Source organism: Facklamia sp. P12945, from assembly GCF_050409485.1.
GTDB lineage: Bacteria > Bacillota > Bacilli > Lactobacillales > Aerococcaceae > Facklamia.
The window spans coordinates 37,394-62,293 of the sequence record NZ_JBNUPJ010000004.1; the positions used below are offsets into that span (position 1 = coordinate 37,394).

Below are 24,900 nucleotides of genomic sequence, written 5' to 3' on the forward strand. Positions count from 1 at the left end.
CATAGGTGCATAAAATTTACTTTTTTTACCTATCTACTTAACAGGGAGCCGTTCAGAATTCGTGTGAAAGGTGTTTTTATTCTGTCCCATTTATGGGGTGCAGTGTCTTTTAGCAACAAGATGGTTTTCACTGGATTAAATATTCAATAAACGACTAGCCACTTCAAAATATACTAGTAAGGATGCAGTATCAACAATCGTCGTAATTAAAGGACCTGCCATAACAGTAGGGTCGATCTTTAATTTGTCTGCCAAAATTGGTAATAAACCACCGATTACTTTGGATAACATGACGGTCATTAATAAAGTGATCGATACGACCAGATTCACTTGGAATGAAACAGAATCTAAAATTAAAATTCTTAACATATTGACCACAACCAAGGCAAGTCCAACAATAAAACCTATCCTAAGTTCTTTTAGTAAAATTTTCACAAAAGAAACACCTTGTAATTCTCCTAAATATAGGGCTCTTATAATAGTAGTCGAGGACTGACTTCCTGCATTCCCCCCACTATCCATTAACATCGGTATATACATGGCTAAAGCTACGTTGGTAGCTAAAGTCACTTCATAGCGTTGAATTATAAAACCCGTGACAGATGCAGTAATTAAACAAATGATTAACCAGGTAATTCGACTGCGGGCTATCGACAAATCAGATTGTTTTAAATAATGCGTTTCTTCCACGTCATTGATCCCGTGAATGTTTCCGAAGTCTTCATGGTACTCTTCTGCTAAGATATCAATGGCCCATTCAACAGGAACAGTACCTACTAAACGATTTTCTGAATCGACAACCGGTATTTCTGACAAGTCATATTTTTGAGCCAATTTAGCTACCACTTCTTGATCATCTTTAGCTGATACTGTGCGTGTTAAGCCCTTTAATAAGTCAGATACTTCAGCTTGAGGATAACGAATTAAATCACCCAAATGAATAAATCCTAACAAGCGTAGCGATCCATCTGTAATCCAGATTTGTTCTAATTTATTGGCATCTAGGTCTGATTGGAGTACCAGATTATATATTTCTTTAAGGGTCAAGCGTTCTTTTGCAGCTAAAAAGTTAACGGTCATCACTGATCCGACGCTTTCTTCTGGATAACCCAACAATTGATTAATAATTGGTCGACGATCTTCGGTGACAAAGTATTGCATGATTTTTTTTACCATATTGGCTGGTAATTCTTGCAAAGTGTCAACTAGTTCATTTTCATCAAGTTCTTTGATCAATTCACCAGTATCTTCATCAGATAGAATCTCAATGATTTCCATTTTCTTTTCTTTACTCAGCTCGGCAAAAGTATCCGCTAATAGATCTTTACTCAACAATTTAATCCTTAAAGCAATTTCATAGGCCGTTAAGTTATCAAATTGTTCAGCAATATCAATTGGGTCCATGCGATTGATTTTTTCTTGTAAATGATTAATTTGATCGATTTGGTATTTCTTCATTTGTTTCCCTCCTAAATGAAAATTCTTTCATTTATATGTGATTTTACAAATCACTGTCATTTTTATAGTTAAACAATTAAAGAACACCCACTAAAAGCAAGGCGAGTAAGCGATGCTGATAGTGAATGTCTTTTTTTATAATTCTTGTTACTCCAGACTCGAACATCTTCTCCAGCATCCATCTTACTCACCCCTTGAAATTATTTATATTCATTATATCATAGCAATTTATTTAATCGAATGCTAGCTGAAAAAGCAATCTATTAAATGGATTGCTCTTCTTTTCTAAAACAATGTTGCTTACTATTAGCAAAGCGAACTAACATTAACATAACAGGCACCTCTACTAAGACACCGACAACAGTCGTTAAAGTAGCTCCAGAAGAAAGTCCAAAAAGTGAAATAGCTACCGCTACCGCTAATTCAAAAAAGTTAGAAGCACCAATCATGCCGCAAGGTGCTGCTATTGAGTATGGCAGGTTGACTTTATATGCTATAGCAAAAGTAATTCCAAAGATTAGTAAAGTTTGAATAATCAAAGGAATAGAAATCAATAGAATATTAAGCGGCTGATTCATAATATGGTTACCTTGGAAAGAGAAAATAATAATCAAAGTCAATAATAGGCCTAAAGAAGTGTAACGATCAAAAGATGGAATAAAGGTATTCTCTAAGTAATCATTGCCTTTATTTGAGATAATAATGCGACGTGTAACCATACTCATTAAAAGCGGAATAACAATAAAAAGTACAATAGATAATAATAGCGTCTCCCAAGGAATAGCAATATTCCCCATCTTTAATAAGAAACTAACAATTGGCACATAAGCTACTAAAAGGATCAAATCATTGGTTGCCACTTGAACCAAAGTATAAGCACTGTTTCCTCGAGTCAATTTCGACCAAACAAAGACCATAGCAGTACATGGAGCTGCTCCTAAGAGAACGGCACCCGCTACATATTCAGAAGCTAATTCAGCTGATAAGAAACGACCATAGATAATATTAAAGAATAAATAAGCGATAAAATACATGGTAAGTGGTTTGATCACCCAGTTGACCATCCAAGTAATATATAAGCCCTTAGGATTTTTTCCAATATTCTTAACACTATTAAAATCTATTTTCAACATCATAGGGTAAATCATAATCCATAGGAGAATAGTTGTAGGAATGGAAACATTATAGAATTCAAATTGCCCGAGAAAGACTGGTATTTGAGGAATGAATTTTCCAATTAACACACCCATCATCATACAAACCAACACCCATAAGGTTAAGTTTTTTTCAAACGATTTCATTTCAACTTGATTCATAAAAAACCTCCTATAATTGACTAATTTCGGCAACTAATTCTTTGACTTTTTGATCAATCGAAGCAATCACTTCTTTAAATGCTTCATCTGATTTACCACTGGGATCTTCTAAGCCCCAATCCTCTTTGCGATCATTAAAAGGAAGAAACGGACAATTCACATTACAGCCCATAGTGATCAAATAGTCGATTTCAGCTAGTTCAGTGATTAATTTAGGCTGCTGGTTAGCTTCCATATCTATCTGGTAGATATCTTTCATTAAACGCACAGCCTCTTGATTAATTTGATCTTTTTCTTCCGTTCCAGCTGAATATGCCTCAATTACACCTTGACCATAACGTTTGGCAAGCGCTTCTGCTATTTGGCTTCGACATGAGTTATGAACACAGACAAATGCTACTTTTTTCATTTTACAACTCCTTTAAATAGCTAACTGCTTAAAACTTGTTGATTTCTTTATCAGTAGGCTTAGTTAAAACATTGAGATTTGATATAAAGCGATTTCGCCCTTGATTAGAAATACGACCGTAAACCCATTTCCCTTCCTGACGCTCTTTAACAATGCCTGATCCAACTCATTTTTTCATGTGGTAAGACAATCCCAATGGAGAAAGGTCAAGTTGCTCAAGTAATACACAAGCACACTGTTCCCCCTTCTTCAAAAGCTGCAAAATAACTAAACGATTCTCATCACTTAACGCTTTGTCTTAATCAACCATCACCTTTAAATCTTCCATTTTATCACCTCACATCAAATCTTATTGATGTTTCAGCATATAACAAATGTACCCTTATACCAATTTGTTTTGATATGAGGCTTGGCTTTAATCTTCTTTATAAGTGAGGTATTGAGGTCTATCGGATAAGGCTATTTCTCCATCATTAACTTTTATCCATCTATCCTCTAATAGATGACGATATGCTCCATCAGCAAGTGGTATTTTAATCGAACCATGTTTTTCTTTATTCAAAGCAAAGATCCCCATCAAACATTCTTCATGGTTTTGATACTTAACCCAAACAGCTTCTAAGTCATCATCGCCACCCACTTCAAAACTTCCTTCACAAGGAATATACTCCTTTTTAATTTGGATTAAGTCCGCTAAATACTCTGAAAAAGTCGACTCATTAGACCAGTCGATTGGATCTTTTTCAAAAAGATTAGGTAAATGATTAGCTTGAATCTCTTGTCCATTATAGATTAAATGCGCACCACGTAAAAAGAGGTTAAAGGCTGTTATTTGTTCTAACGAGTGCTTATCCTTAATTCTTGCTGCAATACGTTTTTGATCATGATTTTCTAAAAAACGTAATTTAGTGAAGTTGGCAGGATAAATCCAATTTTGTCGATTTAAACTAGTAAGGTAAGCAGATAAAGGTTGATTTTCTTCTAAATAAGCAACCCAATCATTAAAAATATCATAATCATAGGTCAAATCAAAAGCTTGATAGACTTCGGAGTCTGACAGTCCGGTCATAGCTTGTTTTCTTGTTTCGAGAATAAATGAAGGCTCAACGCTCTCTGCTAACCACACTAAGTCAGGATTAACTTCTTTAACTGCTTCACGAGCAGCCAACCAAAAATCTAAAGGAATTAAAGAAGCTACATCACAGCGAAAACCATCAACGATTTTGGCATAGTCCATTAAAGTCTCAATTTGATAATCCCATAAGTCAAAATTGTCATTATAATCCAAATCGATAATATCTGTCCAATCACCAATCTGATTACTAAAACTGCCGTCTGGTTTTTGATAAAACCATTGAGATTTTTGATTGCTTAAAAGACTGTCTGGAGAGGTATGATTATAAACGATATCAATCATCACTTTCATACCCGCTTGATGAATTTGATCCACTAAATGAATAAAATCCTCGCGACTACCTAACTCTGAGTGAATGCCGCGATAGTCTTTTATGGCATAGGGTGATCCTTTTGTGCCCTTTCGTTTAATCTTTCCGATCGGATAATGAGGCAAAAACCAAACCATATCAACCCCTAACTTTTTTAAACGTGGAATTTCAGCTTCCACCTCTTTAAAACTACCTTCTTTTGAAAAGTTACGGGTAAATATACTGTAAATTACCAGCTTCCTTAACTCTAATGCACTTTCTTTAGCCATCCTAGTCCTCCTGTTTGTAACTTTTTTTATTAATTTTGCAAACGATTGCAAACCTTTATTCTTAAAGCTATAATTATTATAACAAAAGTTAAAATTATAGGAGGAATACCATGACAATTCTATCAAAAATTTCTAAGGCTAGCTTGATTTTAGCGGCTAGTTCTCTCATATCTCTGCCGAGCGCTTCAGCTGCGTCTGACAGTCCTGATGCTTTTACGCTCTATTCTAACAAAAGTGAAACTCAAGAGGCTTTAACTAACTATGCTAAAACATGGGGTGAGGCTAATGGAGTGGATGTTACAGTTAAAGTCTGTTCTGGTTCCTGTACTCTAGGTGACCAATTGAAATCAGATTTCACAGCGGGTGACGGTCCTGATGTCTTTGTTATTGAAGGGCAAGGAGGCTACGATATCTGGGCTGATTTCCTCACTCCTCTTGAAGGTGATTGGATTGATCAAACTGAATTTGAATTTAAACAAGGTGATGAAGTCTATGGTTTCCCTGTTTCAGTTGAAGGCTATGGTTTAGCTTATAATGCAGACCTTTTAGAAAAAGCAGGCATTGATCCAGCTAGTTTAGATTCTTTTGAAGCAGTCAAAGCTGCTTTTGAAGATTTAGAAAATCGTAAAGAAGAATTAGGACTAACTTCAGTTGTAGCAAATGCTACTAAAGAAGGCGAAACATGGATTATGGGTAATCATGACTTCAACGCTTATCTTGGATCCGGTTTAGAAAATGGTGACCGTACTGTTACAGAAATGACCCTTAAAGGTGAAGTCGATGAAGACCGTATGGCAAACTATGCGGATTGGGTAGAGCTTCTCTTCCAACATACTGACAAGCAAATGTTAACAGTAGGTACACAAGAAGACATGGATATTGCTTTTGCTACAGGGCAAGCAGCTTTCCTTCATCAAGGAAACTGGAAAGATCCCAACTTAGCAGAATTAGAGGCTGATTTCAAAATGGGCTTCATTCCTTATCAAACACTAGGAACTGATGCAAATGCTGATGGTCTCTTTATTGGTGCTCCATCATATTATGTTGTGAATAAAGAATCTGGCGCAATGGAATCTATCAATAAATTCTTCCAAGACATGGTGGATACTCCTGAAGGTCAAGACTATATTGTAAACCAAGCCAATATGATCTCACCTTTCTCAACCACTGAAGAAACACCACAAGCGCCAATGTCTGCATTCTTAGCACAATGGATTGTTGATGAAAAGCCAGTTTACTCCTTTGATTCGACTTATTTTATGCCTGATGGTTTCGGTATGAATAACCTAGGCCCTATCTATGGTCAATTTGCTCAAGGTAACATTGACAAAGATGAATTCATTCAACTAATGTCTGAAGAAATTTCACAACTTTCAGAATAAAAGGTTAATTTAGCAGTGTTCTTAAAGGGACTAGAGGGTTTCTTCTAGTTCCTTCATTTATAAGGAGGGTTCTTATGGCATCTGCCTCTCATAAAAAATCTCGTAGTAAACGGCAGCGTCGCAATTTTATTTTTTTAGTGGCCCCTGCTTTTATTGCACTTACTTTAGTGATTTTCATTCCCTTCGTGATGGGCATTTATTATTCATTTACGAATTGGGGCGGGATTATTAAGCCTGTTGCAGATTTTATTGGTTTAGGTAATTATAAAGAAAGTTTTTCCGATTCTCGTTTTCGTTATTCTCTGATGGTTACCTTTATTTTTGCTTTTTTTAATATAATTATTATTAATTTAGTCGCTTTTACTTTAGCTATGATTGTTTCTAGTCAAGTTAAAGGTAGAGATATTTATCGTGCGGGCTTCTTTGTTCCTAATCTAATTGGTGGAATTGTCTTGGGTTATATTTGGCAATTTATCTATAATAATGTTTTTCCTCAAGTTGGAGAATTGTTGGCTTTCGATTGGCTGGTTGAAAATCTCTTCTTAGGTTCTCCGCGTCTAGCTGTTTCTGCCTTGGTTTTAACTTCAACTTGGCAATATGCCGGTTATATTATGATGATTTATTACGCGGGCTTGCAAAACGTTCCTCGTTCATTGTATGAATCTGCTTCCTTAGATGGAGCCAATTGGTGGGGAAAGCTACGCCACATTACTTTACCAATGATTATGCCATCATTTACTGTTTCTTTATTTTTAACCATTAATAATTCCTTTAAAATATTCGATGTCAATTACTCCTTGACGGGTGGTGGCCCTTCTATGATGTGGAATAGTGAAGCCATCAAGTCTACTGAGTTTATCACTATGAATATTTATAATACTGCTTCTGTTGAAAATAATTTAGCTTATGGTCAAGCTCGAGCAGTAATTCTTTTTGTTATTCTAGTCATTATTAGTCTTAGTCAGACTTATATTACAAAACGTCAGGAGGTCGAAATGTAATGTCAATTATCAAATGGAAAAAGTTTTTCTTGGAGTTGTTCGCCCTCTTAGTTTTTGTCTTATTTATCAGCCCCTTACTGTTAATATTTATTAACTCAGCCAAATCCTCTCGCGAAATATTAGTCAATCCACTCTCACTGCCTGAAAATTGGGGACAAATATGGGAAAACTTCCTTACTATTTGGAACAACCCCTCTATTGATTATCCTAGTTCTTTTTTATCATCAGTAATTATTACTGTCACTTCCTTGGCTCTAATTAGTCTGGTCAGTTCATTAGCTGCTTGGGGATTAGTGAGATACAAATCAAAAACTTCTTCACTCATTTTTTATATGTTTGTGGCTTCAATGGTTATCCCTTTCCAAGTCGTCATGTATCCACTGATTACTTGGTTTAGAATCCTATCTATGAATGTAACTGAACCCCTAATGAATTTCTCACTCTTGAGATCTTATCCTGGGATAATCTTGGCCTACATTGGCTTTGGAATGGGCATGTCTGTCTTTATGTTTCATGGTTTTTTAAAGGGTGTCCCACTTGAGATTGAAGAAGCTGCCGAAATAGATGGTGCTAACAAACTACAAACTTTCTTTTATGTAGTCATGCCCATTATGAAACCAATCTATGTTACGATTATTATTTTAAATGGCATTTGGATCTGGAATGATTTCTTACTGCCGATGCAATTGTTAGGTGTCGGTAATGACATTCAAACATTACCGATTGCTATTTCAAACTTTGCCGGTTCCTACACTAAACAGTGGGATATGATTTTATCTTCATCCTTAATGATTATGATTCCAATCATTATTGTTTTCCTCTTTGCTCAAAAACAAATCCTTAAAGGCATGGTTGATGGAGCAATTAAATAAAACAAACTAAATAGAGATCCTGCCAGACAAATCAAAGAAGGATCTCTATTTTTATTAGCTTTTGAGGAAACTATAACAATATTCAAGCTCTCATAAAATCAATCATAATGCAAAAAACAAAACAATCTATTAAACAAAAATTAGCTTTATTAGTAGAAATAGCCGTCATTTGATATAATGAATTTAAAAAATCTAAAAGGAGGTGTCTATCTTGGATATACGTCAGATTAAATATTTTATTGCTGTAGCAGAAACAAAAAACATTTCTCACGCTGCTAAAAGTCTTTTTATTACTCAACCTACACTTTCCCAAGCAATTAAAAAAATTGAACTGGAACTAGATACACAACTTTTTACTTATTCAGAAAAAGAAATGACGCTTACTCATACCGGTAAAATTCTTTATGACAGGGGGAAAAACTTGACCGAAGCTTTCGATGAACTAGTTCTTGAAATTCAAGGCTATAATCATAATCCAGCTGAAATAATGAAAGTCGGATTAACTTCTCTCTTTGCCATTCAATTCATGCCTCAAATATCAAAATTTATTGCTACCCATTCCAACTTGGAATTGGTCCTAGTTCAAGATGGGTCTCGTCATCTTCAACAATTGCTTGCTGAGGGTACAATTGACATTGGCCTCGTTTCTTTTCCTAAGATTGAAGAAGGCATTCATATTGAACCTTTAAACACGACCACTCAAGGATATAAGGTCAGTGTTGTTCTACCTAAAAGCAACCCACTCTCTAGTCGTGCTTCGCTTGAATTTAAAGATTTAAGAGACGAAAATTTCTGTAATCTAACTGATAATTTTATGCTAGGTGAAATGTTACCTAAACGCTGTCGCAAGGTTGGGTTCGATCCAAATATTGTTCTAGTCAACAATGATTGGGAAGTGCTTACTCATAGCTTAAAAAGCTTAAACTCAATCTGCATTTTACCGAGTGAGTTTAAGCCTTTAAGCAAATTAGAAGAACTCGCTTGGGTTCCCTTGGAAGATCGCAATAACTATTATCCGATTGGTATTGCTTTGCGAAATAATTATACATTGACACCAGCGATGAATGAATTTATATCCATCATAAAATCAAATTAACCCATTTCTGCTAAACGATGTGCGGTCTCTTCCTGATTTAAGACGCGGTTACCACCTTTTGCTAAGGCAATCATTTCAAATTCTCCTGGGAATGGAATAAACGGACCAATAAATGCTGTTCTTTTCTTGACTTCATTTCTTAAAAATTCCGAATGAGCCATTCCACCTGTCATTGAAACGGCATCAACTGGACCGCCTATCGTAGCTGCCAAACAAGCGATTGTTTTCGCAATCCCTAAAGCCATAGCTTCAAGTACTAACTTAGCTTCTTCATCTCCATCAACAGCTCGTTGCTCGATCAATCTTAAATCCTTTGTTTGAAAATAAGAGTATAAGCCTGCTTCGTTTCTAGCAAATTTATAAAACGCATCGACTCCCCTTTCTTTGATTAGAGGGATTAAATTTTTAATAGCAATTCCACCAGAGCGTTCTGCTGAGAACATTACCTCATCGTCTGAAATAAAATCAACAATTTCACCACCTTGATGAGCACTAGCTGAACAGCCTCCTCCCATATGAACCACTATAATTTTAGCCTCTTGATAACTTTTCCCCATATCACTCGCTACTCGTCTAGCAACCGCCCGCATATTCAAATGATGTCCAATACTTTTACGACTCACTCCTTTTATGCCAGTCAGTCTAGCTACGTCTGACATTGAGTCGACTGTAATTGGATCATATATATATGCGTTGGTACCCGGTTTCCCAAAGTGATTGATTACGGCTTGTGCTAATTTGGCACCTAGGTTTGAAGCATGTTCAATAACTGGATGGAATTCTAGACGATCTAATAGCTCGTTATCAACTAGAATAGCCCCTGACTTCACTGGACCAATGCCCCCTCCACGGCCTACGGCAGTGTCAAGGTCTTTGGTTAAATGATGCTCTTCTAATAATGATAAAACATCTTGGGAACGCATTTCAAACTGATCAAAAACATGTGGAAAATGACTGATTTCCTCATTAGTATAGAGAATTTCATCTTTCCAGATTTCTTGATCGTTTTCAAAATAAGCTATCTTAGTTGATGTAGCTCCCGGATTAATGACAATAATTTTGTTCATTTTATTCCCCCTTATCCATCATTAACTGAGCTAATAGAATAGAGGCATATTTTTCACTAGCCGAAGCACTTCTCGAAGTTAAGATAATCGGTACGCGCGCTCCCATTATAATACCAGCCATCTCGCCGTCACCAAATAGCAAGAGTGACTTGGATAGACTATTACCAGCGACAATATCTGAAGCAATGATTAAATCAGCATCTCCTCTAATTGCTCCAGACCAATTTTTTTCTGCTGCACTTGTCGGTGATAAACTAATATCTAAAGATAAGGGGCCTTCTATAATTGCCTGCGAATTATCTGACTCCTCAGCGATTTCAGCAAAGTTAACAGAAGATGGCAATTTAGGAATTAAGGTTTCAGCTGCAGATAACAGAGCTACTTTAGGCTTTTCTACACCTAATTTGTGAAATACTTCCACTCCATGTTGGATAATTGTTTTATACTCTTCTTTATTCGGTTGCAAAACCATGCCACCATCACTTATGCCTAACAAACGATCAAGTTTGGGAATGGATAAAACGGCCATGTGGGTTAATAAGCCACTTTTGACAATTCCTGTCTCTTTAGCAACGACTTGTTTCAATAACTTTCCGGTGGAAAGCTTCCCTTTCATAATCGCACCAGCTTTACCTTCACGGACTAAACGAACTGCTTCAAAAGCTGCCTGTGAGTCGTTGGATTCGTCAATGATTTCGTAATCTTCTGCTGATAGTTGATAATTTGCAATGATTTTTTCTAATTGCTCCTTATCATCAATAAAGATCATCTTCAAGCCTTCTTCTTGAATGGCTTTTTTTGCACTTTTCATTACCTCATCGTCTGCAGCTTTTACTACAGCTAGGACGAATTTGTTTTTGCTAGATCTTTCTTTTTGTTTGAAGGACTTAATTTGTGAAATGAACGACATAACTTTCCTTCTTTCTTACTTTGTTTTTATAATTCTAAACGATAATCTTCCTCGGTTACTAATGGCACCGCTTGGGTAAAAACGTATTTAAAGACGAAGCCTAAACTAACAGGAACTACCACAAAAGCAACAAAAGTAATTAGGAGGTTTATCAATGAGAAACCACCACTTACTAAGTTCAGATGATTTATCGGACCAACCAGTCCACTAAAACCAAATCCTGCACTCATCGGTGTTCCTTGAATATTGAACAAAGCAGCCATCATCCCACAGACTGCAGCATTACATATAATCGGAATCATTGTCTTAGGATTTTTAACCACAATGGGCATTGACATCTTAGGTGAACCAATAAAGTGGGCCAAGGCTGTTCCTGAACCATTTACATTCCATCCCATAATAGCTAATCCAAAACCACAAGCACAAATACCAAGGTTTCCAGCTCCCGAGCCTATACCTGAAAGTCCTACAGCTAAAGCAATTCCTACCGTTGTAATTGGAGAGACTATCAAGATCGAAAAAACAATAGCAATTAAAATACACATTATAATCGGTTGAAGTGTTAATAAGCTAGCCACGCCTTGTCCAATTAGCACAGTAATACCTTTGACATAAGGCAAAATCCAATGGCCTATACTCCCTACTAAAGCTAACATTAAAGTGGGAATTACAATAATTGTGTATGATTTTAGCTTGTTTCCAATTAATAATATCACAAAAGCAGCTAATGCAGATGTTAAGCCGACATTAATGACGTCCCCTGTTCCATTCAGGGTAAGGGCGCCACCAACGAATTGAACCGCACCCCCTCCATACATTGCAGCTAGACCAATTGAGGCAGCTTGGATTGGATTAAATTTAAAATTCAATCCAATCATGACACCACTGACTAATCCTAGCATAGAGTTTGACATGGCCAGAACACCTAATAAAGGTGATCCCGGCGCGATAGCTCTAACCAGTTCTGTTAAGAGGGCGCCAGGAATTAATACGATTACCGTACCTAGAGCTAAACCATTAAGAATATTCATTGCAAATTGTTTACCGGTCATTTTATTTTCCATCATATAAATCTCCTTTTAATTTGCTATTGGTGAATTCCTTGATCTAAAAGTATTTCAGCAGCATCCATTATGGTTTCTGTTAGGCTTGGGTGGTTATGAATTGTTAATACCAAATCTTCAGCTGTCATTAAATTTTCAATTGCCAAGGTGATTTCTCCAATTAATTCACTTACTTCTGGACCAACCATTTGAGCCCCTATCAAACGATTTGTTTCTTTATCGGAGATTAAACGAACAAATCCTTCTTTTTCATTCATTGATAGAGCACGACCATTGCTTTGGAACATGAATTTTGCTTTTTTGACATTGATTCCTTGATCCTTAGCTTGTTTTTCAGTTAATCCGACTGTCGCAATTTCTGGATAAGTATAGCAGACTGTTGGAATAACTGAATAATCAACTGCTACTCCTGCATGACCAGCAATTGCTTCAGCTGCAACTTTTGCTTCATAACTCGCTTTATGAGCTAAAGCCGGTCCTGCGACAATATCGCCAATCGCGTATATGTTATTTTTATTGGTTTGTCCTTTCTCATTAACTGGAATTAAACCTTTATCATCAACCTTAACTCCGGCCAACTCTAAACTTAAGAGATCCGTATTAGGAACTCTTCCTACTAAAACCGCTACTTTATCAGCTGAAAGGTCTTCTTTTTTCTCTTTAACAGAATATGAAACGGTCACTTTTCCTTCTTTGTCTACTGCTGATTCAACGGTTGCTTTAGTAATTATGTCAATACCCTTGTTTTTCATCTGTTTAATAACTGGCTTGGTCAAATCACTTTCAAAACCATTAAGAATTCGATCACTTGCTTCAATGACTGTTACCTTAGTACCTAAATTAGCATAGGCTCCGGCCAATTCCATTCCGATATAGCCGCCACCAATTATAATTAAGGATGCTGGAAGTTCTGTTAAATTAAGTAGTCCTGTCGAATCAATAATGTTTTCACTAAATGGTAGACCTGAAAGTTCAATTGGACGACTACCAGTAGCTATAATCACATTCTTAAACTGATAGGTCTCGCCCATTTCTCCTTCTTTTACAACATGAACAGTCTGGTCAGAAGTAAACATTGCTTCGCCATGGATTATTTCCACTTTATTCTTTTTCAATAAAGCTTGAACGCCAGCTGTTAATTTTTTGACTACTTCATTATTCTTCCAATCTTGTAGAGCCGTAAAATCCAGACTTGCGTCTCCATATTCTAATCCATAAGGCGTTTTGTTTTTAGTCTTAACGTATTCATTTCCGACCGTAATCATTGCTTTTGAAGGAATACAACCAACATTTAAGCATACTCCCCCTATTTGATCTTTCTCAATGATGAGTACTTTCTGACCTGTTTGTGCCGCTCGAATGGCGGCAACATATCCTCCCGGTCCAGATCCAATTACAATCGTATCAGCTTCTTTTGCAAAATCTCCTACTACCATTTGTCAATCACCCTTCCGATAATAATAAATCTGGATTATTTAGGTATTCTTTCATTAAATTAATTGCTTTTTGAGCGGTTACACCATCCACTACTCGATGGTCAAAAGCAAAAGATAATTTTAACACAGGTTTTAATACTGGATTCTTCTCTTCATCTGGTAAGAATTGTTCTTCAATTCGACCTACACCCAAAATAGCTACTTCAGGTTGGTTAATAATAGGTGTAGACCAAACTCCACCTGTTGCTAAGCCACCCACATTGGTTAAAGTCATAGAGCCATTATCCATATCTGTTGTTTCTAACTCTCCATTTTGAGCTTTATCCGCTAGAGTTTGGATTTCTTGAGCTATTTCAAATAGACTCTTTCTTTCTGCGTTACGAATCATAGGAACATATAAACCTTTAGGAGTGTCGGTAGCTACGCCAATATGATAGTAATTATGGTAATATATTTCTCCCTTTTCAAGATTCATAGAAGCGTTTAGTTCTGGGAAACGTTTCAACATAGCCACTAGAACTTTCACAAAATATGCAGAATAGGTTAACTTAATATCTTTATTCTTAGCAATTTGTTTCATTCGATTACGATGTTCCACTAAAGCTGAAACTTCTACTTGATCAAATACCGTTACGTGAGGTGAAACTCGCTTACTTTCAACCATGGCTTTAGCAATTACTCTACGCATCATGCTCAGTTTTTCCACTCGATCTTCAGCCATTGCTTCAGCAGCTACTGGAGTCGCGCTAGAAGTAGACACTTGATTTTCAACGACTGCTTGACTTACTTGTTTATTTGAAGTTTCTTCGCTAGGGGCTACAGTTTGACCTGTTTCTAAGAAATGATCGATATCTTCTATCGTAATCTTACCGTGATTTCCTGTGCCGATTACTTTCGAAAGGTCAACCCCCTTGCTACGAGCATATTTACGTACTCTAGGAATAGCCATCTTACGAATATCATCCGATACAGCTTCCGTTCTATTAGTATCTTTTTCTTCCAATAGATCCACTGTATCTGATGTATTGGAGCTGTTTTCTTCAACCAGATTATCTTGAGAATCTGGTTGAGCAACATTTTCTACTTGGCTCCCCACTTCCTCTCCTTCAAGAGCTATATCGGCAATAGGCTTGCCTACTAAAGCAATTTCACCTTCTTCAGCATATAGCTTAGAAATTGTTCCGGATACAGGTGAAGGCAATTCAACAGCAGCTTTATCACTTTGTATTTCCAAAATGATTTGGTCTTCTTCAACCTTATCTCCAACTTTAACATGCCAGGTGAGCACTTCTGCTTCATGAGTACCTTCACCAGCATCAGGTAATATAAATTGATACATCAAAATGCCTCCTTTTAGAATTTAAATGTTTCTAGAGCCTGTTCATAGATATCATTCTCATCTGGTATCCAAACTGACTCCGCTGCCCCAAAGGTATAAACAGTATCAGGTGAGGTTACACGCGCAACAGGTGCATCTAAATCCATAAAGCAACGTTCACTAATATCTGAAGCTATCTGACCAGCAATTCCTGCAAGTCGTTGCGATTCTTGTAAAACAACTGCACGATGAGTTTTTGCAATCGAAGACTGAATTGTTTCAAAGTCATAAGGAGCTACGGTACGTAAATCGATTACTTCTGCTTCAATTCCTTCTTGTGCTAATTTGTCAGCAGCCTTAACTGCCAACCCTACCATTAGTCCATAGCCAATTAAAGTAATATCTTTTCCTTTACGGACTACATTCGCCTTATCTAACGGTACAGTATAATATTCTTCAGGTACTTCGCCTTTAACTGAGCGATATAATTTTAAATGTTCTAAGAAAACAACTGGATCGTTCGATTCAACAGATGAAATGAGTAAACCTTTTGCGTCATAAGCAGAAGAAGGAATAACTACACGTAAGCCAGGAACTTGAGCCATCATTCCTTCCAATGAATCAGAGTGTAATTCAGGTGTGTGAACTCCCCCACCATATGGAGCACGAATGGTTACAGGCATTTGACGAGTTCCACCATAACGAAAGCGAAAACGAGAAATTTGAGCCACTAGAGGATCCATTGCTTCTAAGATAAAACCAGAAAATTGTATTTCTGGAATAGGACGAAAACCTTCTGTAGCCAAACCTGTTGCCATGCCTAAGATAGCTGATTCTGCTAACGGGGTGTCAAACACACGATTTTTCCCAAATTCTTCTTGTAATCCATCGGTAATTCTGAAAACACCTCCGTTTAAACCGACATCTTCACCAAATATTAAGGTTTTGTTGTCACGGCTTAAAACTTCTTTAAGTCCTGCTGTAATTGCTTGTGCTAGTGTTAATACTGCCATCTTATCTCATCTCCTTTGCTTCATACTTCTTAATTTGTTCTAAAATACTTGGCGGAGTCACTTCAAACATGTTCTTCAAGAAATCAGAAACTTTTTGAGCAGGCTCTTGTGCCATACGTGCCATCGCTTCTTTCACTTCACTCTTTAAATCTTCAATGACTTGATTTTCTTTTTCTTCTGACCATAAGCCTTTTTCTGTTAAATAATTGCGAAGACGAATAAGTGGATCTTTTGCCATCCATTCTGCTAGTTCATCGTCTCCACGATAACGTTTTGGATCATCCGACATCGTATGCGGTCCAAAACGATAAGTCAAGGCTTCAATTAATACAGGACCGTTACCCGCTATCGCATATTCACGTGCTTTCTTGACTGTTGCATACATTGCGACTGGATCCATGCCGTCTACTTGTACAGCAGTAATACCTGCTGCAACCGCTTTTTGAGCCAAGGTTTGAGCAGCTGTTTGTTGTGCCACTGGAACAGATATACCATATCTATTGTTTTGAACAACTGTAATTAATGGTGCTTGATAAGCTCCTGCGAAGTTGATTCCTTCATAGAAGTCACCTTGTGACGTTGCTCCATCTCCACAAAGAGCCAGTACAACTGATTTTGAATCGTTGAATTTTTTACCAATGGCTACACCCGCTGCTGGAGGTAAAGTTCCTCCTACCATTACTTGGGGAGCATATGCATTAAAATCCTGCTCAAATTGGTTACCTGCAACATGGCCCTTATACCATAGGAACCCTTGATACATAGGCAATCCGTGACGAATCAATACTCCTAAATCTCTATAAGTCGGAACTAAGAAATCATCACGAGTTAAGGCAGCCAATGAGCCGAATTGACTCGCTTCTTGCCCTCCTGCCGTTGCATAATTTCCCAAGGCTCCTTGGCGATTTAAAATAATTGTTCTCTCATCGAGAGCACGACCCCAAACAATATCTTCCATCAAAGATACTAACTCTTCATCTGTTATTGATTTCAATGTTTCTGGATCAACAACTTTTCCATTTTCGTCTAAAACTTGAACCATTTCAAAAGGTTTGGCATACTGATCAACAACTTGGTTAAAGTCAACACTACTTAGCTTCTTCACCATGTTTTCACTACCTTCCATTATATTTTTTATTAAGCGCTTACAATTTTATTATAAGTTTTGTTTCAACAAAGGTAAAATACATAAAATCTATGATGCTATTGATTTTATCCTCAAGCTAAACAAAACCCTTAAAATAATTGACAAAGAGCTGTCTTCTCTTGGTTTACATTTTGGTGGTGTGTTTCTCGACTAATTGATCGAGATCATTTTCTAATTCATTTCCAATGACTTGACGATAGCTATAAGGATCATCCAAAGAAAAATAAAAATAGTTATCCCTTAAATAAGCTAATTTTTTCTCTACTTTAACTTTCAATTGCCATTCATTTTGTCTGAAAACAACCACTCCGATATTTTCTGGTGTATTAAGTCCTCCACAATTTAATCGTTCATGAATATATCGGCTCTTAACAATGTCTCCTTCATAGATCAGTTTACCACTCTTTTTAGCTGTCTTTTCAAACAAAGCCGTCGAATACATCAAGCAGTCACCTTCTGATAATTTCCATAGATTTGCTTCACTTTGACCGGCTAATACCCCCTCAAATTGATTTGTCCCCTTCTCAATAACTTGATCAAAATAACTCATTTGACGTTTTTCATCAAACCAAACTCTTGCTTTCATTTTTCCTTCCTACCCCCTATATAAAAATTAGATATACAAAATTGTATATCTAATTTTTATCTTAATTTACTCGATTTTTGGTTGTTCCAGTTTTAATGACATCTAATGTAGCGTTTAGGCCGCCTTCTACTAAGTTTTTTACTGATTCATCCGTATAAAATGCAATATGAGGAGAATAAATCACCTTAGGATGGTCTAATACTTTTACAAAGACTTCATCTTCAATTTCCTTGTCTGAAAAATCTTTGGGAATATAAGGCGCTTCATGTTCATAGGTATCCAGTCCAGCTCCTAATAGGATGCCCTCATCTAAAGCATTTAGTAGTGCCGTCGTATCAATTACTGATCCTCTTGCCATATTTAATAAGACTGCTCCTTGCTTAAACTTCTTAAACATCTTCTCATCAAATAAGTGGTGATTTTCCTCAATAGCAGGTATGTGTAAAGAAACAATATCTGCTTGTTCTACTGCCTGTTCTATCGAAGATTGATACTCTAATAAATCCTTCAGTTCATCATTTGGGTATAAATCATATCCAACTATTTTAGCGCCCATCCCTTTAAAAATTTGTGCGACACATTGGCCAATATGACCGGTACCGATAATTGCAACGGTCATATTTCCGATTACTCGACCTCTAATATTTGGTGTCCAAGAAAAATTATGCTTCTTCACTTGTTCTTGAATAGCATCATAATGCCGAATAAGATTCATCGCCGTCAAAGCTGACCATTCTGCAATTGATTCTGGTGAGTAAGTAGGGACATTGGAAACGATCAAATGATGACGTTTAGCCATTTCCAAATCATACATATCCACTCCAGCACTTCTTTGAGCGATCTGTTTAATGCCAAATGCCTCTAACTTAGCATAAATCGATTGCTCTAAAGGAGCCACTTGGGATAAGGTGACCCCATCATACCCTTCTACTTGGTAAATTGTCTTTTCAGTTAAAATATCTTGCAACATCTTAACTTCTACATTGGCTTTATTGGCCCAAGCCTCAACTATCGGTCTTTCTTCATCCCGGATACCAAATGCGATTATTTTTGTCATAATGACTCTCCTTTCTTTTTCACACTTATTCTATAAATAAACGTTTTTAAATACAAACAATTACTCTTTTTTTACAAAGTATCTCCACAGCCTAAAATTTTTGGTCTAAGCTCGAAGTCTCAATAGAAAAAACCTCCTTTTATAAGATTGTGATGGCCACAAAACAATCACAAACAGGAGCTCCCTTATAGAAAAATTTAACACAAAACGAATGACTGCACTCGCACAAGGTGAGTCTGTTCAGTAATTTTGCGCCTAGCCTTAGAAGATGCCATTAACTTTTTGCTGAAGAAAGAGCGGTCGATCCTTCTTAATTTAAAAAATAGGAAGCCGAAGGCTAACAAAAACACCCCATAAAAAGATTATGTTTGTCTTCATTGTGGCCCTGCTTTTGCTCCTATTAGACGTGGAAATGATTCAAAAGAAGCAATTAATCAACAAATCCAGCGAATCAGCAAAGTGAAAGAACAATTTCCTCATACAGCAGCTCTGGAGAAAACGGTTTTTTGTTATATCACAGAGTATGATGCAAAGTTCAGACATCGGATACATGAAGCTTTGATAAAGTCCGCTTCAAACTTCAATACCTTGTGGATCAAAAAGGAGCTGTTCACAAAAAAATTAAGAAGAGAGCTAACAATGCGCTAAGTAGCTTGAATGGATGAGTCAGCGCCCTTTGCTTCCCTCGCCTTTTAGCTGAGCATACTTGCAAGGCAAATATTCAATCGTATCAATGCAATCGACAGCTCATCAAAATGCGAGCTGACTATTAGAAAAGAGTAAAAATGCTGGTCTATTTATTATAATTTTGCGATCTAGCTTACACTATTAATTTGACACTAAGAAAATCATAATAAAATTGACTCCCTTCTAAAATCTTTGAAAGGCAAAGTAATTAAATTCTTTGATCCATGAAATGCATTATTGCCAGAAACTATTAGCAAGAATCTTTCTGAAAGAAATCAATGATAAGCATCCGCAAGAAACAGGATAGCCATTTCTTTTACTGTTGAAATATTAATACTGTCCTTAGCGATAATAAGTTTGGGTGAGTTTCAACAATTTAGTCTTGACAGTTTCTGTTAATTGTTCTTTCGTCATACGCCATTTCCAGTTTCCTCCTAATGTTGCAGGAGTGTTCATTCGTGATTGGTTATCTAGGTCCAAAAGATCTTGCATACGAAAAATTGCTAAGTAAGATCGTGACATAGCAATTCCACGATTTAGACAATCAGCTATACTTTCGTCTTTTAATTCTCCTAGATAATTTTTTATTTTATCTAAAGACGCCGGACTCGCTGTATCTTGTGCCCATCCCCTAGCTGTTTCATTGTCATGAGTGCCAACATAAGCTATTGAATTGTGTGGATAGTGGTGGGGGAGATCTGGTGAGTCACCCACTTCCTCAAAACCAAACTGTAAGATTTTCATCCCAGGAAAACCGGTCGCTTCTCGCATAGCAATCACGTCAGCTGTCATAAAACCTAAATCTTCAGCGATAATATTTAAGTCTCCTAACGCTTCATTGACAGCAGCAAACAAATCATAACCTGGTCCTTTAGACCATGCTCCTTCAGCGGATGTTTTAGCCGAAAGCGGAACTTGCCAAAAAGACTCAAACCCTCTAAAATGGTCGATTCGCACCCAGTCGTAAAGTTTAAAACTCTCTTTAAAACGTTGGACCCACCATTTATAATTTTGTTGACGATGATATTCCCAGTCATAAATTGGATTGCCCCAAAGTTGTCCATCGGTGGAAAAGTTGTCAGGTGGCGTTCCTGCTACTAGAGTCGGATTGCCCTCTCTATCGACTTTGAATAATTCTGGATGGGTCCACATTTCTACGCTATCTCTCGAGACATAGATCGGCATATCTCCAATAATCTCAATCCCTTTTTGATTGGCATAGGCTTTTAAGGATTGCCATTGTTGGTAAAAAAAGAATTGGGTTATTCGATAATAATCAAGTCGTTCAGCTAAATCTAAACGATAGCTAGCTATAGCATCAGCCTCCCGTTTTCTTGCTGGTTCATCCCACTCATACCAAGCTTTAAGATCAAACGTTTCTTTAATCGCCATATATTCAGCAAAAGGATTTAACCAATCCTGATTTTCTTGTATAAATTGTTGGTAGCTATCACTTAGATTCTTGTTTTTAAAACGTTGAACGGCACTTTCCAAGATAGTTTGGCGACTTTTAAAGATTAAAGCATAGTCCACTGACTTTCTATCTTGGCCGAAGTCGATTCCTTCTATATCTTCTAACGTTAATAAATCTTCTTTTTGCAGTATGTCTAAATCAATAAAATAAGGATTTCCGGCATAAGCTGAAAAAGATTGATAAGGTGAATCTCCATAAGAAGTCGTTGTTAGAGGTAATATTTGCCAGTATTTTTGTTTAGTATCCGATAGAAAATCAACAAAATCATAAGCTGCTTGCCCAAAGGACCCAATTCCATAATCGTTGGGTAGCGAAGATATATGCATTAAAACCCCACTTGAACGTTCCATCTTTTCCTCCTTTGATTTAATCATTTGTTTATATTGCTTGTTCTTTTACATTCAGTCCTTCCCCACTCATCTATTAGTAATAGTCAACCATGACATATACCATTATCTTGAGTCTGCTCTACTTTATTTTTTCTCCCATCCTTAATAGAGTATGCTCATTATACCCATTCTGGCCCATTTTTCACTAATCCTTTATTCATCTAGATAGGTGATTATTTTTTTCCATTCTAAAAACAAATCATCTAAACGAAATCGCGCATTGGCTGGACTGGTAGAAGATAATTTAATTCCCCTAATACCCATATCTTTTGCATGATATTTTTGATAATACTTATAAGAAGTAGTTCCATTACAGAAAACTTGCTGAATAGATGCTTTGTCAAAAATCATTTTTAAATTAGAAGGAATTACATTTTTAATGCTAGCGTCACTCGAACCGACAATATCGCATTGATATATCGAATCATAAACGGCAATTTTATGATTCATTAAAAATTTTCTTCTTTCTTCTATATTGGAACTTAATGCTTCATTAAATAGTTTTTCCATTAAAGGCCAAAAACGGTTTTGTGGATGTCCATAGAAAAAACCATACTCTCTCGTTTTCACTGAAGGGAATGAGCCTAAGATTAAGATTTTAGAGTCCTTTTTATAGAATGGCTTCAAGGGATGAATAATTGTTTGATAATCCTTTTTGCTGTCTTTAGTCATTGAATAATTCCTCCTCTCGATGACTTTATGATCCATCTAACTTGCTGTCTATCATTTCTAGCTCACATTTTCTCACTTAATCAAAAAGGCTTTCCTTTAGCAAAAAGGCACAAGACTTATTGTTGAATTACTTTCAGATCTTCTCCCTTCTACTTACTTGAGTAAGCTCAGGGTTTATTTTTTTGATGAAATACATAATAGCTTCTAACTAATCCTATTTTTGACTTTTAATGCGTCAATAAATTGCTATCTTTTCTTATTTACATTTTAAATGATTGATTGTTTGATAACAAATTTTACGGTTAGGACTGTCAAGTCAAAAAGAACCAGGAACGTTTTACAGTGTCGCTGGTTCAATTCTTTTAACGGTCTTGTAGAAATTTAGGATAGAAATATTTTTTAGATTTTTATCTTTAATGTTACCCTAGTTAATTGATCATCACTGGTATAGCTTAGGCCATAAGCTTCTCCGTAGAGGATTTTCAGTCTTTGATCCACATTAGCCATACCTATACCGCCTAGTTTAGGCTTTGGTTTGTTTGAATGCTCTTTACCTTTAAATCCTATCCCATCATCTTCCACTTGAATCATTAAAGCGTTCGCTCCAATCCTGGAAGTAATTTGGATATGCGACTGGCCTTTTTTAGTTTTAATACCATGATAAATAGCATTTTCAACAATCGGTTGAATAATTAACTTAGGTACTAAAATTTCACCTGTATTTGCTCCAAGCGAAATATCGTAATCAAATTTATCATCATACCTAATCTTTTGGATGTTCATATAATTTTTAACCTGCTCTACTTCTCTCTTCAATTCAATAACGTCCTCATCCACACTCAAGGTGGTCCGTAATAAACTACCTAAAGATTGAATAACTTCGACAGCTTGATCTTTTTCTCCTAGTTCAACCAGCCATAAAATAGTATCCAAAGTGTTATAGATAAAATGTGGGTTAATTTGACTTTGAAGGGCTTTTAATTCATAAGTACGCTTAGCTTTTTCCTTTTCTTCAATTGCCTCTGTCAATTTTTTTACCCGATTTAATAACAAATTATACTCCAAGGTCAGTTCTCTGATTTCTAGAGAAGCTTGTTGGTTTACCGGGATATTCGAAAATTCTTGATTCACTTTTTTCATCTCATCAATTAAGTCCACAATAGGATTGGTGACTTTTTTTGATACGAAAATCGAAAGAAAAATACTTGAAAGTAGAATTAAAAAAGCCCAGATAAGCATTTCGGTAATCAGCTTTCTATTTAGAATGTAAATTTCTTCAGGACTTCTAACTTGCGTCAATTGCCAATTTGTATTCGGAACATAGATTGATGAAATAATGTAATCTTCTTTGTTAAAAGCACTCGAATCTTCAATAATAGCAAGGTAATTGGCCTTTTCTTTTAGCGAATCACCATTCATCTGTTCAGAATCAAAAATCAGCTGCTTATTTTCATCTACAATAAAGGCAAAACCATTTTCCCCTAAATTTACCGTAGAAATATAATCTTCAATAAACTTATAGGAGACATCTATGATAGAAAGTCCTTGAAATTGTCTATTAGCATCTTCGATTTTATGACTCAAGGAAATGACTCGTTCACTTTTATTCATGGTAAAGCCCGAATGATTTTCACGAGTAATTTGAGCCATGTTATTCGACTTTAAAGCTGTTTGGTACCAGTCTTCATTCAACACCGACGCTTTACTTTCCATTACACTTCCGGTTTGAGTAATTAACTGACCGGATTGAGTAATTATCATAATATTTTTTATAATGTTATCGCTCGATTTTATTAAATCAAGCGTGCTTTTTAAAGCACGCTCATCAATTGCTTGCTCCTGATCACTATTTAATTCGGGGGTCATGGCTAATAAACTATTTAAACTTTTCATCTTCTCAAGATAAGAAGCAATATATAAACTAGCCGTCTTCAACTGCTGACTGTTTTCCATTTCGATATTTTGCTTAATAATTTTAACTGAAGACCTATAATTAGCATAAGATAATATTAAAACGATCATCATTGAAATACTGAAAAAGTATACACTGATTTTTCGGTCAAATCGGTTGCGCATTGTTTTCATTTTTTTGCCTGCCTAAACTGTTTGGGGGTGATTTGATAATATTTTTTGAATTTAGTGATAAAATAATTGACATCTTCGATTCCGATCTCATGCGCAATCTCATAGTTCTTTTTATCGCTTGATAGTAAAAGTAGCTTTGCTTTCTCCATACGTCGTTTATTGATATAGTCCTGAAAGCTCATTCCATAGTAATCTTTGATCAAAACAGACAAATAATTACTATTATAGCCGATTGCTTCCGCCATCTGACTAAGCGACAAATCAGCTTGAAATATATGTTTATCCAAATAGTCTTCAATCAAATCTGAGCGTTTAACCCTATCGACTTCTTCAGGAACTAATGCCTGAATTTCATCTTTTTGACGTTTTTCTTTTATCTTAGTAATCGCTGTTTGTAAGATGAACTCAATGTCTTTTTTGGATACTGGTTTCAAAATATAATCATCCACTTTAGCTCGAATAGCCTTTTGCATGTATTCAAAATAATCGTAACCTGTTAAGATAATAATATAAATTTGGGGATAATTAGCCTTGACAGATTCAGCCACACTCAAGCCATCCAGCTTAGGCATATTAATATCTAGAAGCAAAATATCAGGTTGAAAGTCTTCTACCACATTTAAAGTTTCTTCACCATCTTCTGCTTCATAAACGTCTGAAATGCCTAAATCTTCTAATGGAATTAATTGTTTAATACCCCTGCGAATGATTGATTCATCATCAGCTATCAATAATTTCAACATAATA

21 protein-coding genes and 1 pseudogene are annotated in these 24,900 nt (G+C 36.2%); 4 read left to right on the forward strand and 18 right to left on the reverse strand.

Annotation, left to right across the window (positions count from 1 at the left end; genetic code table 11):
• Positions 1–135: 135 nt before the first annotated feature.
• The 5 genes and pseudogenes from mgtE to ACQV2X_RS02195 all read right to left on the reverse strand — a co-directional run bounded on the left by mgtE (position 136) and on the right by ACQV2X_RS02195 (position 4,897).
• Positions 136–1,458, reverse strand: a complete 1,323-nt coding sequence (mgtE, locus tag ACQV2X_RS02175; protein WP_428873512.1) for a magnesium transporter — start codon at positions 1,456–1,458, stop codon at positions 136–138.
• A gap of 263 nt (positions 1,459–1,721) precedes the next feature.
• Complete coding sequence (arsB, locus tag ACQV2X_RS02180) at positions 1,722–2,774, reverse strand: ACR3 family arsenite efflux transporter (protein ID WP_428873511.1); 1,053 nt, start codon at positions 2,772–2,774, stop codon at positions 1,722–1,724.
• A 10-nt stretch (positions 2,775–2,784) separates the two neighbouring features.
• On the reverse strand, positions 2,785–3,183 hold the full coding sequence (locus ACQV2X_RS02185) for an arsenate reductase ArsC (protein WP_428873510.1): 399 nt from the start codon (positions 3,181–3,183) through the stop codon (positions 2,785–2,787).
• Between the two features lie 166 nt (positions 3,184–3,349).
• Positions 3,350–3,454 (reverse strand): annotated as a pseudogene (locus tag ACQV2X_RS02190) (ArsR family transcriptional regulator); the annotation flags it as partial.
• A gap of 144 nt (positions 3,455–3,598) precedes the next feature.
• Positions 3,599–4,897: an alpha-amylase family glycosyl hydrolase gene (locus tag ACQV2X_RS02195; protein WP_428873509.1), complete on the reverse strand. Its 1,299-nt coding sequence runs from the start codon at positions 4,895–4,897 to the stop codon at positions 3,599–3,601.
• A gap of 110 nt (positions 4,898–5,007) precedes the next feature.
• Between ACQV2X_RS02195 and ACQV2X_RS02200 the strand changes: the two genes are divergently transcribed.
• The 4 genes from ACQV2X_RS02200 (at position 5,008) to ACQV2X_RS02215 (ending at position 9,248) form a co-directional block, all read left to right on the forward strand.
• Positions 5,008–6,279 (forward strand): ABC transporter substrate-binding protein, encoded by a 1,272-nt coding sequence (locus ACQV2X_RS02200; protein ID WP_428873507.1) that lies wholly within the window; start codon positions 5,008–5,010, stop codon positions 6,277–6,279.
• 74 nt (positions 6,280–6,353) lie between these two features.
• Positions 6,354–7,280 (forward strand): carbohydrate ABC transporter permease, encoded by a 927-nt coding sequence (locus ACQV2X_RS02205; protein ID WP_428894199.1) that lies wholly within the window; start codon positions 6,354–6,356, stop codon positions 7,278–7,280.
• Complete coding sequence (locus ACQV2X_RS02210) at positions 7,280–8,152, forward strand: carbohydrate ABC transporter permease (RefSeq protein ID WP_428873504.1); 873 nt, start codon at positions 7,280–7,282, stop codon at positions 8,150–8,152. The genes ACQV2X_RS02205 and ACQV2X_RS02210 overlap by 1 nt, the downstream gene beginning before the upstream one ends.
• A gap of 211 nt (positions 8,153–8,363) precedes the next feature.
• Entirely contained in the window at positions 8,364–9,248 is an 885-nt protein-coding gene (locus ACQV2X_RS02215; RefSeq protein ID WP_428873502.1) for a LysR family transcriptional regulator, read from the forward strand.
• On the opposite strand, the gene buk is transcribed toward ACQV2X_RS02215, so the two are convergent.
• The 13 genes from buk to ACQV2X_RS02280 form a co-directional block, all read right to left on the reverse strand.
• Positions 9,245–10,315 carry a butyrate kinase gene (buk, locus tag ACQV2X_RS02220; protein WP_428873500.1) on the reverse strand — a complete coding sequence of 357 codons (1,071 nt, stop codon included), beginning with the start codon at positions 10,313–10,315 and terminating at the stop codon, positions 9,245–9,247. The genes ACQV2X_RS02215 and buk overlap by 4 nt on opposite strands.
• A 1-nt stretch (position 10,316) precedes the next feature.
• Positions 10,317–11,225, reverse strand: coding sequence for a phosphate acyltransferase (locus ACQV2X_RS02225; RefSeq protein ID WP_428873499.1), 909 nt, complete (start codon positions 11,223–11,225; stop codon positions 10,317–10,319).
• 26 nt (positions 11,226–11,251) lie between these two features.
• The gene (locus ACQV2X_RS02230; RefSeq protein ID WP_428873552.1) at positions 11,252–12,289 is read right to left on the reverse strand and encodes a PTS transporter subunit IIC; all 1,038 of its coding nucleotides are present in this window, start codon (positions 12,287–12,289) and stop codon (positions 11,252–11,254) included.
• Positions 12,290–12,312: 23 nt separating this feature from the next.
• Complete coding sequence (gene lpdA / locus ACQV2X_RS02235; protein ID WP_428873498.1) at positions 12,313–13,725, reverse strand: dihydrolipoyl dehydrogenase; 1,413 nt, start codon at positions 13,723–13,725, stop codon at positions 12,313–12,315.
• A 7-nt stretch (positions 13,726–13,732) separates the two neighbouring features.
• Positions 13,733–15,064, reverse strand: coding sequence for a dihydrolipoamide acetyltransferase family protein (locus ACQV2X_RS02240; protein WP_428894200.1), 1,332 nt, complete (start codon positions 15,062–15,064; stop codon positions 13,733–13,735).
• 14 nt (positions 15,065–15,078) lie between these two features.
• Positions 15,079–16,056 carry an alpha-ketoacid dehydrogenase subunit beta gene (locus ACQV2X_RS02245; protein ID WP_428873495.1) on the reverse strand — a complete coding sequence of 326 codons (978 nt, stop codon included), beginning with the start codon at positions 16,054–16,056 and terminating at the stop codon, positions 15,079–15,081.
• Position 16,057: 1 nt separating this feature from the next.
• Complete coding sequence (gene pdhA / locus ACQV2X_RS02250; RefSeq protein ID WP_428873493.1) at positions 16,058–17,164, reverse strand: pyruvate dehydrogenase (acetyl-transferring) E1 component subunit alpha; 1,107 nt, start codon at positions 17,162–17,164, stop codon at positions 16,058–16,060.
• Between the two features lie 163 nt (positions 17,165–17,327).
• On the reverse strand, positions 17,328–17,789 hold the full coding sequence (locus ACQV2X_RS02255; RefSeq protein ID WP_428873491.1) for a YopX family protein: 462 nt from the start codon (positions 17,787–17,789) through the stop codon (positions 17,328–17,330).
• 61 nt (positions 17,790–17,850) lie between these two features.
• Positions 17,851–18,846, reverse strand: coding sequence for a D-2-hydroxyacid dehydrogenase (locus tag ACQV2X_RS02260; protein ID WP_428873490.1), 996 nt, complete (start codon positions 18,844–18,846; stop codon positions 17,851–17,853).
• A gap of 1,029 nt (positions 18,847–19,875) precedes the next feature.
• Entirely contained in the window at positions 19,876–21,357 is a 1,482-nt protein-coding gene (malQ, locus tag ACQV2X_RS02265) for a 4-alpha-glucanotransferase (RefSeq protein WP_428894201.1), read from the reverse strand.
• A 192-nt stretch (positions 21,358–21,549) separates the two neighbouring features.
• Positions 21,550–22,068 (reverse strand): DNA-deoxyinosine glycosylase, encoded by a 519-nt coding sequence (locus ACQV2X_RS02270; protein ID WP_428873487.1) that lies wholly within the window; start codon positions 22,066–22,068, stop codon positions 21,550–21,552.
• Positions 22,069–22,467: 399 nt separating this feature from the next.
• On the reverse strand, positions 22,468–24,153 hold the full coding sequence (locus tag ACQV2X_RS02275; protein ID WP_428882298.1) for a cache domain-containing sensor histidine kinase: 1,686 nt from the start codon (positions 24,151–24,153) through the stop codon (positions 22,468–22,470).
• Positions 24,150–24,896 carry a response regulator transcription factor gene (locus tag ACQV2X_RS02280; protein ID WP_428875019.1) on the reverse strand — a complete coding sequence of 249 codons (747 nt, stop codon included), beginning with the start codon at positions 24,894–24,896 and terminating at the stop codon, positions 24,150–24,152. Before ACQV2X_RS02280 ends, ACQV2X_RS02275 begins: the two co-directional genes overlap by 4 nt.
• Positions 24,897–24,900 lie beyond the last annotated feature (4 nt).